Genomic DNA, 15,764 nt, shown 5'->3' with positions numbered 1-15,764 from the left:
AGAGGAGATGAGATGTCAGCTGTCACAACATTTCTCAGCAGTCCCGAGGCGGTCGGCGTTTGGAGCCTCGATACCGAGCAGTCGAGCATCCGGTTCGAGAACGGCACGATGTGGGGCGCGCTGAAAGTGCGTGGCGCTTTCACCGATTTCTCTGGCAGCGGCGAGATCAAGGACGCCAAGACCGTGTCGGGCCGTATCGATATCAAGGCCGCCTCGATCGACACCGGCCTGGGCACCCGCGACCATGACCTGCGGCGGTCGAATTTCTTCGACACCGACCGCTACCCAGACATCACCATCGTGGTCAAGAGCGGGGAGCCGGCCGGTGGTGACGCGGCCCGGCTGAACGCTGACCTGACCGTCAAGGGCATCACCGGCCCGCTGCCCCTGAAGGTCGACATAACTCCGCTCGGCGACGGTGGCGTGCGGCTGACCACCGAGACGACCGTCACCCGCAAGCAGTTCGCAGTCGAGGGCAATTTTCTGGGCATGGTCGGAAACAAGACCAAGCTGAAGGCCAGCGTGGTGTTCCGCAAGGACTAGTCTCGGCGTTGATGCGATGAAGGAGCGGAGGCCCCGCCCCTTCATCGCATCAATTGGCCTTAGCGGTCAGCGTCGGTGTAGCGGATGATGCCGCGGATGTTCTTGCCATCGAGCATGTCCTGGTAGCCCTCGTTGATCTGCTCGAGTCGGTACTGGCGGGTCACCATGTCATCCAGGTTCAGCTTGCCGGCCGTGTACATCGACAGCAGCTGGGGGATGTCGTACTGCGGGTTGCCGCCGCCGAAGATGGTGCCCTGCAGGTTCTTCTGCAGCAGTGTCAGCATCGCCAGGTTGAGTGTGACCTGATTGTCGAGCATGCTGCCCATCGCGGTGAGCACGCAGGTGCCGCCCTTGGCGGTCAGGATCATGTAGTTGTCGACGTCGGTGCCGTGCACCTCACCGACGGTGACGATCACCTTCTTGGCCATCAGTCCGGCGGTGACCTCCATGATGCCGCCCATGGCCGCATTGATCTCCGGATAGACGTGCGTGGCACCGAACTTCAGCGCCTGGTCACGCTTCCACTCGATCGGGTCGATGACGAAGATATTGCGGGCGCCGGCATTGACCGCGCCCTGCAGGGCGGACATGCCCACCCCGCCGACGCCGACGATCGCGACGTCGTCGCCGGGACGGATGTCGGCGGTGCGCACCGACGAGCCGTAACCGGTGGTGACACCGCAGCCCACCAGGCAGGCCACCTCGAACGGGATGGCCGGGTCGATCTTCACCACCGAGGTCTTGTGCACCACCATCCACGGCGAAAAGGTGCCCAGCAGCGTCATCGGGTACACGCCCTGGCCACGGGCCGTGACGCGGAAGGTGCCGTCGCTGACCGCCACGCCGTTGAGCAGGCCCGCGCCCAGGTCGCAGAGGTTGCGCATCCCGGCCTGGCAGGTCGGACAGCTACCGCAGGACGGAATGAAGGACAGCACCACGTGGTCGCCGGGAGCGATGTCCTCCACGCCGGGACCGACCTCGGTGACGATGCCCGCGCCCTCGTGTCCGCCCAGGACGGGGAAGCCGGCCATCGGGATGCTGCCGGTCATCAGGTGGTGGTCGGAGTGGCACATGCCGGCCGCCTCCATCTGGATCTTGACCTCGTCCTTCTGGGGGTCGCCGATCTCGATCTCCTCGACCGACCACGGCTTGTTGAACTCCCAGAGCAACGCACCCTTTGTCTTCACCACGAACCTGCTTTCATTCTCGAATATCCGGAAACGTCCCCGGGCCTGGCTCGGGACTCCGGGCAGCCCACTCGTCGCAGCCTATAGCCCGTCCCAGGCCGGGGGAAAGGGCCTCCCGACCAACCGTCTGATAGACCGATTGCCACCGGGTGGGCCTACCCGTGGTAGGAGACCTGTAGGTCTTTGACCCCGTTGATCCAGCCCGAACGGAGCCGTTGCGGCTCAGCCAGTTTGGTGATGTCTGGTAGCTGGTTGGCGATCTCGTCGAACATCAACCGGATCTCCATGCGGGCCAGGTTCGCGCCGATGCAGTAGTGCGTACCCTGCCCGCCGAACGCCAGATGCGGATTGGGGTCACGCAGGATGTCGAAAGCGAAGGGCCGCTCGAAGACCTCTTCGTCGAAATTGGCCGAACTGTAGAACAGGCCGACCCGCTGTCCCTGCCCGATGGGCACCCCACCGATCTCGGTGTCAATCTTGGCGGTGCGCTGGAAGCAGTGCACCGGGGTGGCCCAGCGGACGATCTCGTCGACGGCGGTCTCGGGTCGCTCCCGCTTGTAGAGCTCCCACTGATCGGGGTTCTCCGCGAAGGCGTTGATGCCGTGCGTCATGGCGTTGCGGGTGGTCTCGTTGCCCGCCACCGCCAACAGGATCACGAAGAACGCGAACTCGGTCTCGCCGAGTGATTCGCCGTCCATGTCGGCCTGGACCAGCCGCGTGACGATGTCATCGGCCGGGCAGTGGCGGCGCTCCTCGGCCATCGTGTAGGCGTAGCCCATCAGTTCGGCGTTGGCCATGGCCGGATCGGAGTCGAAGTCGGGGTCATCGGTGTTCATGATCGAGTTGGTCCAGTGAAACAACTTCTCCCGATCGGCCTCCGGCACCCCGATCAGATCGGCGATCGCCAACAGTGGCAGCTTCATCGCGATGTCATCGACAAAGTTGCCGGTGGCCTTCTCGGCGGCCGCCGCAACGATGTCGCGTGCCGAATGCGCCAGTTTCTCCTCCAGCGCACCCACCGAACGCGGCGTGAACAATCGCGACACCAGCTTGCGCAGCCGGGTGTGCTCGGGCGGGTCGTGGTTGATCAGCAGTGCCTTGGTCAGTTCCAACTGGTCAGCGGTGACACCTTCGGGCAGCCGCATCACCGCGCCCTTGGTGTTCGTCGACCACACATCGTTGTCGCGTGAGATCTCTTTGATGTGTTGGTGTTTGCTGATCACCCAGTAGCCGCCGTCATCAAAGATGTTGCTGCCCGGAGCCTGCTCGTTCCACCAGACCGGCGCCGTCTTGCGCAACTCGGCGAACTGGGCGATCGGCATGCCGTGCAACAGGACGTCCGGATCGGTGAAATCGAAACCGGCGCCGAACGGACAGGCTGATTGGGTTGATGTCAAGACGAACACCTCTGGTTGTCGGGGCCGGCAATCCGGTCGTCGGTCATACGCACGATGGTAGCGTGTATGACCTGATGTCAACCGGTTTTGTGCGGCACGTCGGTGACCAGACCGCCGTCCATGACGAACTCCGAACCGGTGGCATAAGAGGACTCATCGCTGGCCAGGAAGACCACGAAGGTGGAGACCTCCTCTGACTCGCCGGGCCGGCCGAGCGGGATGGTGACCATGTCCTCGGGCAGATGCTCGGTCATCGGGGTGCGGATGAATCCCGGATGCAGCGAATTGACCCGGATGTTGTGACGCGCCAGCTCCAGGGCGGCGGACTTGGACAGCCCGCGCACCGCCCACTTCGAGGCGACATAGGGGTGCACCATCGGTGCGCCGCGCAGCCCCTCGATGGAGGACACGTTGATGATGGATCCGCCGCCCGCGGCGATCATCGAGTCGATCGCCGCCCGCATGCCGAGAAAGGTGCCGTTGAGGTTCACGTCGATCACGGCGTGCCACTGGTCCAGGTCGAACTTGCGCAGCGAGCCCAACGCAACGGTGCCGGCGTTGTTGACCAGCACGTTCAGCTTGCCGAACCCGTCGACGGCGGCGGTCACGGCAGCGGCCCACTGCTCGGGGTCCCGGACGTCGAGGTGCACGTAGACCGCGGCGTCCCCGAGCTCGGCCGCCAGCGCCGCACCCTCCTCGTCGAGCACGTCGCCGATGACCACTTTGGCGCCCTCGGCGACCAGCATGCGAGCGTGAGATGCGCCCATCCCACGCGCACCGCCGCTGATCAGAGCTACTTTTCCGGCGACACGCCCCATAGCTGTCCTCAGCCTTTCGATGATTCGGTGATTATCTGTGTGCCGCCGGTGACCAACGGCAGGTCCAATGTGGTGACGATGCCCGGCGGTGCTGCGACAACGGCGGGAACGGCGTTGACGACTCGTCCCACCCCGGCCGCGATCGCCGCGTAGTTGTGGTCACCGTGGCGACTGGTCGGGCGGATGTCGACGGTGTACGAGGGCTCGCCGGTGATCTCCACGCGATAGGAGCCACCCGGTTGGGCCGGCTGCGCCCAGTCCGGCCGCAGGTCGCTGCGCAGTCGGGTGACGTGCTCCACCACGATCAGCGGATGGCCGTCGACGATGCCGCGGATCTCGAACTTGAGTGCGGCGACACCGCCCTTGGGGATGTGCCCGGCCGCGATGTCGAACGCCTCAGGCGCCGGTTCACGCTCAGCGGAATCGGTGATGGCATCCAGGGTCACACCCAACCCGTTGGCCAGCTCGCGCATCGCGGCGCCCCACGCGATGCTCAAGATGCCGGGCTGCAGCAGCATCGGGACTTCGTCGAGGGGACTGCCGAAGCCCATTACGTCGAACATCACCTCGGCACCGTCATAGGTCGCGTAGTCGGCGATCTCCAGGCAGCGGATCTGCTCGACGTGTTCGCACGTGCTGGCGAACGCCAACGGCACCAGGTCATTGACGAAGCCGGGATCGACGCCGTTGACGTAGACACTCGCATTGCCCTGGCGGGCAGCATCTTCGACGGGAGTGATGAACTTATCCGGGATGACACCCCACGGGTACTGCAGTACCCCGGGCGCGGTGCCGATGACGTTGATGCCCGCCGCGAGCAGCCGGCAGACGTCGCGCAGGGCGCCGGGCAGACGGGTGTCCCCCATGGCGCAGTAGACAGCAGCGTCCGGCTTGGCTCCGATGATCGCATCGAAGTCATCGGTAGCGGCGATGCCGGTATGGACGTCGAGGCCGGCCAACTCACCGGCGTCGCGACCCACTTTGGCGGCCGTCGAGACCCACACCCCGGTGAGCTCGTATGCGGGATTGCCGATCAGCCCCCGCAGGGCGATGCGCCCCGCGTTGCCGGTGCCGATCAGAGCGACACGGATGGCCACGTGTTCTCCTGGGTGTCAGTTGTGGGCTACCAGAGCGGTACCGGCGACTTGCCGAGCGGGTAGTAGCCGGGGAGCTTCTCGCCGGCCAGGCTGCGCTCGATGCGCTTCTGCATGCCTTTGGAGAGTTTGCCGGCAGTCATCAGATCCAGGTAGAGCTTCTGGACGTGACCGAAGTCGAAGAAGTCACGCTGCCACTCGATGAGCGGCCGCCCGTCTTTGTCGGCGAGCCGAAACCAGCTGCCGCCGAAGCCGTAGATCTCCGATTCGACTCCATCGGAGTCCGTCGCGACCTGTTTCCAGAACCCGACGATCTCGCCCTGCTTGTCGTCGATGAGCACCTTCTGGTACGGGTACTGCCAGTTGTCCAGCCCCTCCATCTCCAGGCCCAGGGCGATGTCCCGGATCTCGTCGATGCCGACGCACATGACGTCCTCCTTGGGGCCGATATTCCAGCCGTAGGTGGCATCGTCGGTGTAGAAGTCGGCCAGATTGCGCCAGTCGCCGGCGGCTTCGGCGTCACGGTTGGCCTGCAACCAGCGCTCGACCCAGTCTTCGAGAATCTCGCGGGAGTGGGGGTGGGAGGTCGGCATTTCTATTCCTTCTCTTCGATGGACAACGCTCGGGTGGGGCAGGCCCGTACGGCCTCTTCGATCTGGCGACGGTCGGATTCCGGTGGCTCGTCGTTGAGGATCTCGACCTTGCCGCGTTTGGGCACCCGGAAGTAATCGGGTGCCTCCAGCTCACACATGGCGTGGCCCTGGCACAGATCCAGGTCGACCTTGACTTGAAAAGCCATGGGATCCCCCTTATTTGGTGCGCCGCCGATAGCGCACCTTGGCCGGACGGGCAAGTTGCACCACCATTTTGGAGTGGTCGTTACGGTAGCTCTCCGGCGGCTGTGACATCTCGAACTCGTACTCGCGCAGCAGCACCGAGAAGATCGCCTTGATCTGCATGGTGGCGAACGCCGCGCCGACGCAGCGGTGTCGGCCGGCCCCGAACGGAATCCAGGTCCAGCGTTGGATGACGTCTTCCTCCCGCGGCTCGTTGTAGCGTTCCGGCACGAACTCGTTCGGCTCGGGGAAGGACTCCGGGATCCGGTTGGACACCGCCGGGGACGCCGCCACCATGTCGCCGGAGTGGATCGGGTAGCCGCAGACCTCGAACTCGCCCCTGGCCATCCGCATCAGGATGATCAGCGGCGGGTGCAGCCGCAGAGTCTCCTTGAGCACGTTCTCCAGGTTCGGGATCTGGCGCAGCGCATGGAAACTCACCTCCTCGCCGTCGGCGTAGAGCTCGTCGAGCTCGTTGGTGACCGCCGCGTGTGCCTCCGGGTGGCGCAACAACTCGATCATCGTCCACGCGCTGGTCCCGGAGCTGGTGTGGTGCCCGGCGAACATGATCGAGATGATGATGCCGGTGATCTCATCGGCGGAGAACCGCGGATTGCCGCTCTCGTCGGGGATCGAGACCATGACGTCGATCATGTCCCGGCGCCTCTTGTCCGTCTCCGGATTGGCGATTCGGCCGTCCATGATGCCCTGCACCAGCTCGACCAGCTTGACGCGCGCTGCGTCACGGCGCTGGAAGCTCTCGATCGGCAGATACGGGTCGACGTAGCACAGCGGATCGGTACCGCGCTCCAGCTCGTAGTACAGCTCGGCGAACCGGTGGTCGAGTTCCTCGCGGAACTTCTGGCCGATCAGGCAGGCCGTCGAGGTGTAGATGGTCAGCTCGGCGAAGAACTCCAGTAGGTCGATCTCTCCCTGGTCACCCCAGTCGGCGATCATCTTGCGCACTTCGTGCTCGATGGTGCTGGCGTGCCGCTTCATGTGGTCGCCGCGAAGCGCGGTGTTGTGCAGCATTTCCGCGCGCCGCTCCGGCGGAGCGTCGAACACCACGCCGTTGCCGAAGATCGGCGTCATGAAGGGGTAGGCCGCGGCCTGGTCGAGCTCGTCGTCGGTGGAGCGGAAGAAGAACTCGTTGGCTTCGGCGCCGGTCAGCAGCACCACCTTTCGGCCGGCCAGGTCGAACCAGCCGACGTCCCCGCATTCGTCGCGCACCCGCTGCATCAGCCCGATCGGGTCGGTGCGGAACTCCTCGAGGTGGCCGTGCTCGGCCTCGCCTCCCGAGACCCGGGGAACTTCAGTCGTGACGGTCATGATTGCGGCATTCCTTCCTCACCCAGTTGCAGGTGCTGGCGATCGGAGTCGGTGTCGTGCAGCGGCGCCTCCGGCTGCACTTCCAGATTGACGACATGGGCGCCGCGCGGGGTCTCGGCGACGAACGCGATGGCACGGGCCAGATCGGCCGGCCGCAGGAAGTAGCTGTGCCTGGCCTGGCCCCACTTGGCCCAGTCCTCGAGCATCGGGCCCACCTGTTCGGCGGAGAGCTTCCAGCCCATCTCGGTCAGCGTCGGGCCGGGGTGCACGATCGAGGCGCGAACCCCTGTGCCCTCCAACTCCATCCGCATGTTGTTGACCATCGCGACCAGCGCGGATTTCGCGGCGCCGTAGGCGCCCATGTGCGGGCGTTGCTGCAGTGCGACATCGGAGCCGACGAAGATCACGTCACCACGCCGGCGGGCCACCATGTCGGGCACCACCGCGGTGGCAAGGCGGTTCGCGCCGATCAGGTGCACCTGGATCTGGTCGTTGAACGCCTCGGTGCTCGTCTCGTGGATGCGGCCGGGGAACATGTCACCTGCTCCCGAGACCAGCAGTTCGATCTCACCCAGCGCGTCGATGCTGGACGCCACAAACGATTTCACCGAATCGACATCAGTGACATCCAGTGGAAACGCCACGGCCTCGCCGCCGTCGGCACGGATCTTGTCGACCAGCTCGGTCAGCTTTTCCGTGCGCCGGGCGCCCAAGGCCACCGGAAAACCGCGGCGGGCCAGCTCTTCAGCCGTCGCGGCGCCGATTCCCGAGGAAGCCCCCGCGACGATGGCGGGCCGGCGGGCCGGGGGCGGATCGAAACGTGGCACTTAGGCCTCCTTGACGGTGATGGGGAGATCGGCGAAGCCGCGCACGTTGGATGAATGCACCCGCACGGCGTTGGCTTCGTCGACTTGGTAGTCGCTGATCCGGTTGAAGAGTTCGTCGAGGGCCACCCGGGCTTCCATCCGGGCCAGGTGCGCGCCGAGGCAGAAGTGGGCGCCGCTGCCGAAACTGAGCAGCTTGGAGCCGATGTCCCGGCCGATCCGGAAGGCGTCGGGGTCCTCGAAGACCCGCTCGTCACGGTTGCCGGAACCGGGCAACAGCAGCACCACCGAGTCGGCCGGAATGGTGATGCCGTGCAGGGTGTAATCCTCGGCGGCGGTGCGCGCCAGGATCTGGCTGGGCGTGTCGTAACGCAGCGTCTCCTCGACCCACAGCGGGACCCGGGAGCGGTCGGCGAACACCGATGCCAGCTGGTCACGGTTGCGGTGCCCCCAGTAGATGGAGCTGCCCAGCAGCTTGGTGGTGGTCTCGTTGCCGGCGATCACCATCAGGAACAGAAACGCCAGGATCTCCTGGTCGCCGAGCCGGTCACCGTCGACCTCGGTCTCCAGCAGTGCCGAGGTCAGGTTGTCGGCCGGGTTCTTTTTGAAGCCGGCGATCATCTCGTTGTAGTAGGTCATCAGGTCCATCGACGCCTGAATCGCCGACTGGGGGACATCGGTCACCCCGTCCTCGCGGTGCAGCACCCCGTCGGCGAGCTCTCGGATCCGCGCCCGGTCGACTTCCGGCACTCCCATCAGCTCGGAGATGACGTCCATCGGCAGTTTGCCGGCGAAGTCGTTGATGAAGTCGAACGAGCAGGTGCCGTCGGATCCGGGCTGGATCGCGTTGTCCAGATGCTGGCGGGCCAAGCGCACCACCTGCGGCTCGAGCTCGCGAATCCGGCGCGGGGTGAAGCCCTTGGACACCAGCGTGCGAAGCCGCAGGTGCTGTGGATCGTCCATGGCCAGGAACGACATCACCAGCTGGGCGTGCGGGCCGCGCGAGACGGGGTCCAGGGAGACGCCGTCACGGTTGGACAGTGCGTCGCTGTTGCGGAACCCTTGCAGCACATCCTGGTGACGCGAGATCGCCCAGAAGTTCAGCTCCTCGTTGCGGTACACCGGGGCTTCGTCGCGCAGCCGCCGGTAATACGGGAACGGGTCCTCGTGGAAGTTGTAGTCGTAAGGGTTCAGAACGGGTGGGCCCGGTGTGGTCACAGCCTGCAGGCTCATCGGGTTGCTCCTGATTCGAGGATCAGGCTGACCACATAGGACAGCCGATCGGTGATCTGGTGGTAGGTGAAGGCGCCGCTGCCGGCGTTGACCAAGGCGCCGAAGAACGTCATCTCCAAGGCCGAGACCTTCTCCGGCTCCGCGCCCGGCCCGATCGCCGAGGTGATGCGCCGGTGGATCTCGCCGCCGATCCGGTCGCGCACCGTGCGCACGGCCGGGTCGCCGCTGCCGCTGAGCAGCGCCGCCGTGCAGGCCGCCGCGACCTCGGGTTCGTCGGCCACCACCAGCGCCAGATGGCGCAGCGCCTGGTTGACGCGGCTCGGCATCGGTTCGTTGACGTCGGTGAAGTAGGGGACCTGACGCACCAGGTCCAGATAGACCTCGGCGATCAGGTGGTTCTTCGAGGAGAAGTAGGTGTAGGCGGTCGCCGGGGCGACCTTGGCCCGGGCGGCCACCGCGCGCACGGTCAGGTCCGCATAGGAGGTCTCGCGCAGCATCTCGACACCGGCGGCCAGCACCTTGCGGAAGGTCTCCTCCTGACGACGGTTGCGGGTGCCCGGAGCGCCAGGGGGCGCGGACGGCACTGCCGATGCGCCGGTCTCCGGTGTGACTGCCGCCACGGATTCACTGGACACGTGTCCAACGTAGCCGAAGGCCGCTTGGTTGGGCAAGTCCGCTGGGAAATAACGATATCCGGACCACCGGGTTGCCAGAGCTGCAATTCTGCCGCTAGGGTTCGATCGAGCGATAACGGACAAGTGTCCAATTCAGGTGGGGCACCGAACAGCTGTGGGAGTGACTGATGGCGCTACTGGCCGACGGCGTGAGCCGGCTGCTCATCGACGGAAAGCTGACCCCCGGCGGGGCCGGCGGGTTCGCCACCGTCAACCCGGCCACCGAGGAGGTGCTGGGCGAGGCGGCCAACGCTGACAGTGCCGACATGGACCGCGCCATCGAGGCGGCACGGCGGGCATTCGACGACACCGACTGGTCGACCAACACCGAGCTGCGGGTGCGCTGCGTGCGCCAGCTGCGCGACGTGCTGCGCGAGCACGTGGAGGAGCTGCGCGAGCTGACCATCTCCGAGGTAGGTGCGCCGCGGATGCTCACCGCCGCCGCTCAGCTCGAAGGCCCCGTCGAGGACCTCGGGTTCGCCGCGGACACCGCCGAAAGCTACGAATGGACGCAGGATCTGGGCCACGCCGCCCCGATGGGCATCCCCACTCGCCGGTCGGTGGTGCGCGAGCCGGTCGGCGTCGTCGGCGCCATCACCCCGTGGAACTTCCCGCACCAGATCAACCTGGCCAAGCTCGGCCCGGCGCTGGCCGCGGGAAACACCGTGGTGCTCAAACCCGCACCCGACACCCCGTGGGTCGCTGCGGTGCTCGGGGAGCTGATCGCCGAGCGCACCGACATCCCACCGGGCGTCGTCAACATCGTCACCTCGACCGACCACACGCTGGGCGCCATGCTCGCCAAAGACGCTCGGGTGGACATGGTCTCGTTCACCGGTTCGACGGTCACCGGCCGCAGCGTGATGACCGACGCAGCCGCCACCATCAAGAAGGTCTTCTTGGAGTTGGGCGGCAAGTCGGCCTTCGTGGTGCTCGACGACGCCGACCTCGCCGCGGCCTGCTCGGTGGCGGCGTTCTCCGTCTGCATCCACGCCGGGCAGGGCTGCGCGATCACCACCCGGCTGGTGGTGCCCCGGGCCCGCTACGACGAGGCGGTGGCCATCGCGGCCGGCACGATGGGCTCGATCAAGCCCGGCGACCCCAGCAAACCCGGCACGGTCTGCGGTCCGGTGATCTCGGCGCGCCAGCGCGACCGGGTGCAGAGCTACCTGGATCTGGCGCTCACCGAGGGTGGTGAGTTCGCCTGCGGCGGCGGGCGTCCGGCGGATCAACCCGCAGGCTTCTTCATCGAGCCCACCCTGATCGCCGGGTTGACCAATGATGCTCGGGTGGCCCGCGAGGAGATCTTCGGCCCGGTGCTCACCGTGATCGCCCACGACGGCGACGACGACGCGGTGCGGATCGCCAACGACTCGCCCTACGGGCTGTCGGCCACCGTCTACGGCGCCGACGCGCAGCGGGCGGCCGCGGTCGCCGCCCGGATGCGGGCCGGGACGGTCAATGTCAACGGGGGGGTCTGGTATTCGGCGGACATGCCGTTCGGCGGATACAAGCAGTCCGGCAACGGGCGCGAGATGGGTGTGGCCGGGTTCGAGGAGTACCTGGAAATCAAAGCCATTGCGACAGCAGCGAACTGATAAGCAAGGGAGAGAAGCAGATGGGGCAATTCGACGACAAGGTGGCCATCGTCACCGGCTCCGGCGGCGGGATCGGCGAGGCGTACGCGGCGGCGCTGGCCGCTGAGGGCGCCGCGGTGGTGATCGCCGACATCAACCTCGAGGGCGCGCAGAACGTCGCCAAGCAGATCGTCGCCGACGGCGGCAAGGCCATCGCGGTGGGAGTCGACGTCTCCGACCCGGAGTCGGCGCAGGCCATGGCCGACGCGGCCGTCGCGGAATTCGGTGGGATCGACTACCTGGTCAACAACGCCGCCATCTTCGGCGGCATGAAGCTCGACGGGTTGCTGACCGTGCCCTGGGACTACTACGAGAAGTTCATGCGGGTGAACCTCGACGGTGCGCTGATCTGCACCCGCGCGGTCTACGAGCACATGGCCAAGCGTGGCGGCGGCGCCATCGTCAACCAGTCGTCGACCGCCGCGTGGGTGTACGCGAACTTCTACGGGCTGGCCAAGGTCGGAGTCAACGGCCTGACCCAGCAACTCTCCCGTGAGCTGGGATGGCGCAACATCCGGATCAACGCGATCGCCCCGGGCCCGATCGACACCGAGGCCAACCGGGTCACCACGCCGCAGGCCATCGTAAAGCAGATGGTGCAGCAGCTGCCGCTCGCACGGATGGGTACGCCGGAGGACCTGGTTCCGATGTGTCTGTTCCTGCTGTCGGACCAGGCGTCGTGGATCACCGGACAGATCTTCAACGTCGACGGCGGACAGATCATCCGATCATGAGCACGACTGAGGCAACGCCGCGTCTCGGCTACATCGGCCTCGGCAACATGGGCGCGCCGATGGCCAAGCGAATGGTCGAGTGGCCCGGCGGTGTAACGGTTTTCGATGTGCGCACCGAAGCGATGACGCCGCTGGTGGAGGCCGGGGCCGGCTCGGCCGACAGCCTCGCCGACGTCGCAGCGGCAGCCGACATCATCAGCGTCACGGTGCTCGATGACGCTCAGGTCCGCGAGGTCGTCGCCGAACTGGCGGTCAGCGCGAAGCCGGGCACCGTCATCGCGATCCACTCGACCATCGCCGACACCACCGCCGCCGAACTGGCCGGCCAGCTGAAGCCGCAGGGCATCCATGTCATCGACGCACCGGTCAGCGGCGGTGCCGGTGCCGCCGAGAAGGGCCAGCTGGCCACCATGGTCGGTGCCGAGCGGGCCGTCTACGAACAGATCAAGCCGGCGTTCAAGCAATGGGCGTCGCTGGTCATCCATGCCGGTGAGCCGGGGGCCGGCACGCGAATGAAGCTGGCGCGCAACATGTTGACGTTCACCGCCTATGCAGCGGCCGGCGAGGCCATGAAATTGGCCGAGGCGGCCGGGCTGGATCTGCAGGCGCTGGGCCGGGTGGTGCGGCACACCGACGCGCTCACCAGTGGTCCCGGCGCGATCATGCTGCTCGACTCGACGGCGCCACTGCCGGCGGACCACTTCCTGCACGAGGCCTTCACCCACACCCGCGGGCTCGGCGAGAAAGACCTCAGCCTCGCACTGGCATTGGGGCAGGCCACCGGGGTCGACCTCCCGCTCGCCCAGGTTGCGCTGGGCGAACTGGCCGCCGGCCTCGGCGTGCCGCATACCAACGACTAGGAGAGATCTGATGGACGAACTGCGCCGTGCCGGCCTGGCCAAGATGAACGAGGTCTACGGCTGGGAGATGCCCAACTTCGAGGGCGACCCGTATTTCGATCTGACCGTCGACCACCTGTTCGGCAAGATCTGGACCCGCCCTGGGTTGTCGATGCGCGACAAGCGGATCATGACGCTGACGGCGGTGGCCGCGGTCGGCAACCGCGACCTGGCTGAGATACAGATCAATGCCGCACTGCTCAACGGCGAGCTCACCGAGGCCGAACTCAAGGAGATGGCGGTCTTTGTGACCCACTACCTCGGGTTCCCGCTGGGATCGGCGCTCAACGGCGCGGTCGACGCCGTGGTGGCCAGGCGTAAGAAGGCCGCGGCGAAGGGCCAGGCCGAGGACAAGAAGGCCAACGTCGACGCCGCGGTCAAGATGCACGGCGGCGAGTAGGGAATGTGGAGCGCACCTTGACTCTGGAGATCACCACCACCGGACGCGTGCGGACCTTGACCCTGGCGCGGCCCGAGGCGCTCAACGCCTTCAACGAGGCGCTCTACGACGCCACCACCGAGGCGCTGCTGCAGGCAGCGCAGGATCCCGAGGTGGCGGTCGCGGTGCTCACCGGCACCGGCCGGGCCTTCAGCGCCGGGACCGACCTCAAGGAGATGCAGGCGCGCGTCGCCGCAACGGATTTCACTCCGGGCCGGCACGGTTTCCTGGGTTTGATCGACGCGCTCAACGGATTCGTGAAGCCGTTGATCTGCGCGGTCAACGGAGTCGGCATCGGCATCGGCACGACCATTCTCGGTTACGCCGACCTCGCGTTCATGTCGTCGACCGCACGGCTGATGTGCCCGTTCACCAGTCTCGGTGTCGCGCCGGAGGCAGCCTCGTCGTATCTGCTGCCGCGGCTGATCGGCCGGCAGAACGCCGCCTGGCTGCTGATGTCCTCGGAATGGATCACCGCCGAGCAAGCCCTCGACATGGGCTTGGTCTGGAAGGTTTGCGAGCCCGATGACCTGATGGCTGAGGCGCAACGGCACGCCGACATCCTCGCGGCGCGACCGCTCGCCAGCCTGATGGCGGTCAAGAAGAGCATCGCCGCCCCCACGCTGCCGGGTGTGGCGGCCGCCCGCGAGCGGGAGAACGCCTACTTCGCCGAGCTGATGGGTTCCGGCGCCAACGCCGAGGCGCTGGCGGCCTTCACCTCGACGCCATGACCGGTGCGACAGCGCTCGCCGGGCGGGCTGCCGTCGTGGTCGGCGGCAGTCGGGGCGTAGGCCGGGCGGTCGCCGAACTGCTCGCGGCATCCGGCGCCGGCGTGGTGGTCAACGGCCGCGACCCGGATGCGGTGGACGGCACCGTCGCGGCGATCACCGGTTCGGGAGGCCGGGCCGTCGGGCTGTCCGGGGCCGCCAACACGGAGGCCACCGCGACGGCGCTGATGGCGGCCTGCCGGGAGGCATACGGCAGTGTCGATGTGCTGATCAACTGCGCCGGCGTCGCCGAACCCGCCGGTTCCTCGATCCTGTCGATATCCGGGGCGCAGTTCCAGGAACTGCTCGACGCGCATCTCGGCACGGCCTTCCACACCTGCCGGGCCGCCGCCCCGATCATGGCCGAGCAGCGACGGGGATCGATCGTCAACAGCGGTTCGGTGGCATTTCTGGGCGACTACGGCGGCACCGGTTATCCCGCCGGCAAGGGCGCGATCAACTCCCTGACCCTGGCCGTCGCCGCCGAACTGGCCGAGCACGGGGTGCGGGCCAACGTCGTGTGCCCGGGCGCCAAGACCCGCCTGTCGACCGGCGCCGACTACGAACAGCACATCCGCGACCTGCACGCTCGGGGCCTGCTCGATGAGTTCACCATGCAGGCGTCGCTGGATCCGGCGCCGACCGGCTACGTGGCCCCACTGTATGCCTACCTGGCCAGTGACCTGGCGAGCAGCGTGACCGGATCGGTGTTCCTGGCCTCCGGCGGCTTCGTCGGCCGCTTCGACCGACCCGTCCCCGCGGTGCTGGGTTACCGCGATCACCGTGACGCGTCACCGTGGTCGATGGCCGAACTGCACGCGATGGTGACGGGTAGTTGAGGCGACGGCCCTCGATGCCCCGGTGAACGGCTTCGGTCCTGGCGGCAGATGTCCCCGAACCAGCTAAAAGTGATCGGCCATTCTCAGTAGATACATAGCCCATCTCAGCAGTATGGCGATTCTCACGCTCTGAGTCCACTGTGGTGGACATCATGTGTTTTTGACAGCCGACCAGGGCTTTCAACCGTTGTTACGTCATTAGAAGTCTATCTCAGGAGACTTCTCTCCGATTTCCGATTGGTTAGTCTTCCTATAAATCGGTAGCTTCCGTTCCCGCGGACATTATCCGCGTTCTCAGCTTGCAGACTCAGGGATTCGGGAGCAGCGAAGTGGCTCGTCAGCGCAACAGTAATCGTCGATCGCAGAACCGTCGGACGCTGGCGGCGTCGTCGGCGGTGGCGGCGTTTTTGGGGTTTGGGATGGCGCCGTTGGCGTCCGCGCCGGCTGCGCACGCCGATGATTTCGGCCTGGACGCGTTCTGGGACTTCTTCGGTGTCGATGACAGCGGTTCTGA

General features: G+C 66.4%; 18 protein-coding genes. 8 read left to right on the top strand and 10 right to left on the bottom strand.

Annotated elements, in window-relative coordinates:
• Positions 1-12: 12 nt before the first annotated feature.
• The gene (locus tag AWC24_RS03830; RefSeq protein ID WP_085082239.1) at positions 13-543 is read left to right on the top strand and encodes a YceI family protein; all 531 of its coding nucleotides are present in this window, start codon (positions 13-15) and stop codon (positions 541-543) included.
• A 59-nt stretch (positions 544-602) separates the two neighbouring features.
• On the opposite strand, the gene AWC24_RS03825 is transcribed toward AWC24_RS03830, so the two are convergent.
• From AWC24_RS03825 to AWC24_RS03780, 10 genes are all read right to left on the bottom strand, one after another.
• Positions 603-1,730, bottom strand: coding sequence for an NDMA-dependent alcohol dehydrogenase (locus AWC24_RS03825; RefSeq protein WP_085082237.1), 1,128 nt, complete (start codon positions 1,728-1,730; stop codon positions 603-605).
• 155 nt (positions 1,731-1,885) lie between these two features.
• Positions 1,886-3,136, bottom strand: a complete 1,251-nt coding sequence (locus AWC24_RS03820) for a cytochrome P450 (protein WP_407663454.1) — start codon at positions 3,134-3,136, stop codon at positions 1,886-1,888.
• A gap of 68 nt (positions 3,137-3,204) precedes the next feature.
• Positions 3,205-3,945 (bottom strand): glucose 1-dehydrogenase, encoded by a 741-nt coding sequence (locus AWC24_RS03815; RefSeq protein WP_083037522.1) that lies wholly within the window; start codon positions 3,943-3,945, stop codon positions 3,205-3,207.
• An 8-nt stretch (positions 3,946-3,953) separates the two neighbouring features.
• Positions 3,954-5,042, bottom strand: coding sequence for an NAD(P)H-dependent amine dehydrogenase family protein (locus AWC24_RS03810; RefSeq protein ID WP_083037523.1), 1,089 nt, complete (start codon positions 5,040-5,042; stop codon positions 3,954-3,956).
• 26 nt (positions 5,043-5,068) lie between these two features.
• Complete coding sequence (locus AWC24_RS03805) at positions 5,069-5,632, bottom strand: nuclear transport factor 2-like protein (protein ID WP_083037524.1); 564 nt, start codon at positions 5,630-5,632, stop codon at positions 5,069-5,071.
• A gap of 2 nt (positions 5,633-5,634) precedes the next feature.
• Complete coding sequence (fdx, locus tag AWC24_RS03800) at positions 5,635-5,838, bottom strand: ferredoxin Fdx (protein WP_085082235.1); 204 nt, start codon at positions 5,836-5,838, stop codon at positions 5,635-5,637.
• Positions 5,839-5,848: 10 nt separating this feature from the next.
• Positions 5,849-7,204 carry a lanosterol 14-alpha demethylase gene (cyp51, locus tag AWC24_RS03795; protein WP_085082233.1) on the bottom strand — a complete coding sequence of 452 codons (1,356 nt, stop codon included), beginning with the start codon at positions 7,202-7,204 and terminating at the stop codon, positions 5,849-5,851.
• On the bottom strand, positions 7,201-8,031 hold the full coding sequence (locus AWC24_RS03790; protein ID WP_085082231.1) for an SDR family oxidoreductase: 831 nt from the start codon (positions 8,029-8,031) through the stop codon (positions 7,201-7,203). Before AWC24_RS03790 ends, cyp51 begins: the two co-directional genes overlap by 4 nt.
• Positions 8,032-9,261, bottom strand: coding sequence for a cytochrome P450 (locus tag AWC24_RS03785; protein WP_085082229.1), 1,230 nt, complete (start codon positions 9,259-9,261; stop codon positions 8,032-8,034).
• Positions 9,258-9,896: a TetR family transcriptional regulator gene (locus AWC24_RS03780; protein ID WP_407663453.1), complete on the bottom strand. Its 639-nt coding sequence runs from the start codon at positions 9,894-9,896 to the stop codon at positions 9,258-9,260. The genes AWC24_RS03785 and AWC24_RS03780 overlap by 4 nt, the downstream gene beginning before the upstream one ends.
• A gap of 167 nt (positions 9,897-10,063) precedes the next feature.
• Between AWC24_RS03780 and AWC24_RS03775 the strand changes: the two genes are divergently transcribed.
• The 7 genes from AWC24_RS03775 to AWC24_RS22075 all read left to right on the top strand — a co-directional run.
• Positions 10,064-11,533, top strand: a complete 1,470-nt coding sequence (locus AWC24_RS03775) for an aldehyde dehydrogenase (RefSeq protein WP_085082227.1) — start codon at positions 10,064-10,066, stop codon at positions 11,531-11,533.
• A 20-nt stretch (positions 11,534-11,553) separates the two neighbouring features.
• Complete coding sequence (locus tag AWC24_RS03770) at positions 11,554-12,306, top strand: SDR family oxidoreductase (RefSeq protein ID WP_085082225.1); 753 nt, start codon at positions 11,554-11,556, stop codon at positions 12,304-12,306.
• Positions 12,303-13,166: an NAD(P)-dependent oxidoreductase gene (locus AWC24_RS03765; RefSeq protein WP_085082223.1), complete on the top strand. Its 864-nt coding sequence runs from the start codon at positions 12,303-12,305 to the stop codon at positions 13,164-13,166. The genes AWC24_RS03770 and AWC24_RS03765 overlap by 4 nt, the downstream gene beginning before the upstream one ends.
• Before the next feature lie 10 nt (positions 13,167-13,176).
• A complete protein-coding gene (locus tag AWC24_RS03760; RefSeq protein WP_085082221.1) occupies positions 13,177-13,605 on the top strand; it encodes a carboxymuconolactone decarboxylase family protein in 429 nt (142 codons plus the stop codon).
• A gap of 17 nt (positions 13,606-13,622) precedes the next feature.
• Positions 13,623-14,375 (top strand): enoyl-CoA hydratase/isomerase family protein, encoded by a 753-nt coding sequence (locus AWC24_RS03755; RefSeq protein WP_085082370.1) that lies wholly within the window; start codon positions 13,623-13,625, stop codon positions 14,373-14,375.
• Complete coding sequence (locus tag AWC24_RS03750) at positions 14,372-15,250, top strand: SDR family NAD(P)-dependent oxidoreductase (protein ID WP_085082219.1); 879 nt, start codon at positions 14,372-14,374, stop codon at positions 15,248-15,250. The genes AWC24_RS03755 and AWC24_RS03750 overlap by 4 nt, the downstream gene beginning before the upstream one ends.
• A gap of 329 nt (positions 15,251-15,579) precedes the next feature.
• Positions 15,580-15,764 (top strand): hypothetical protein (locus AWC24_RS22075; RefSeq protein WP_133055694.1); only part of this gene is annotated, 185 nt, incomplete at its 3' end.

It is taken from the genome of Mycolicibacter senuensis, assembly GCF_002101885.1.
Taxonomy (GTDB): domain Bacteria; phylum Actinomycetota; class Actinomycetes; order Mycobacteriales; family Mycobacteriaceae; genus Mycobacterium; species Mycobacterium senuense.
Note: the sequence above shows the minus strand (reverse complement) of the source record. Positions and strands in the feature narration are given on the sequence as shown.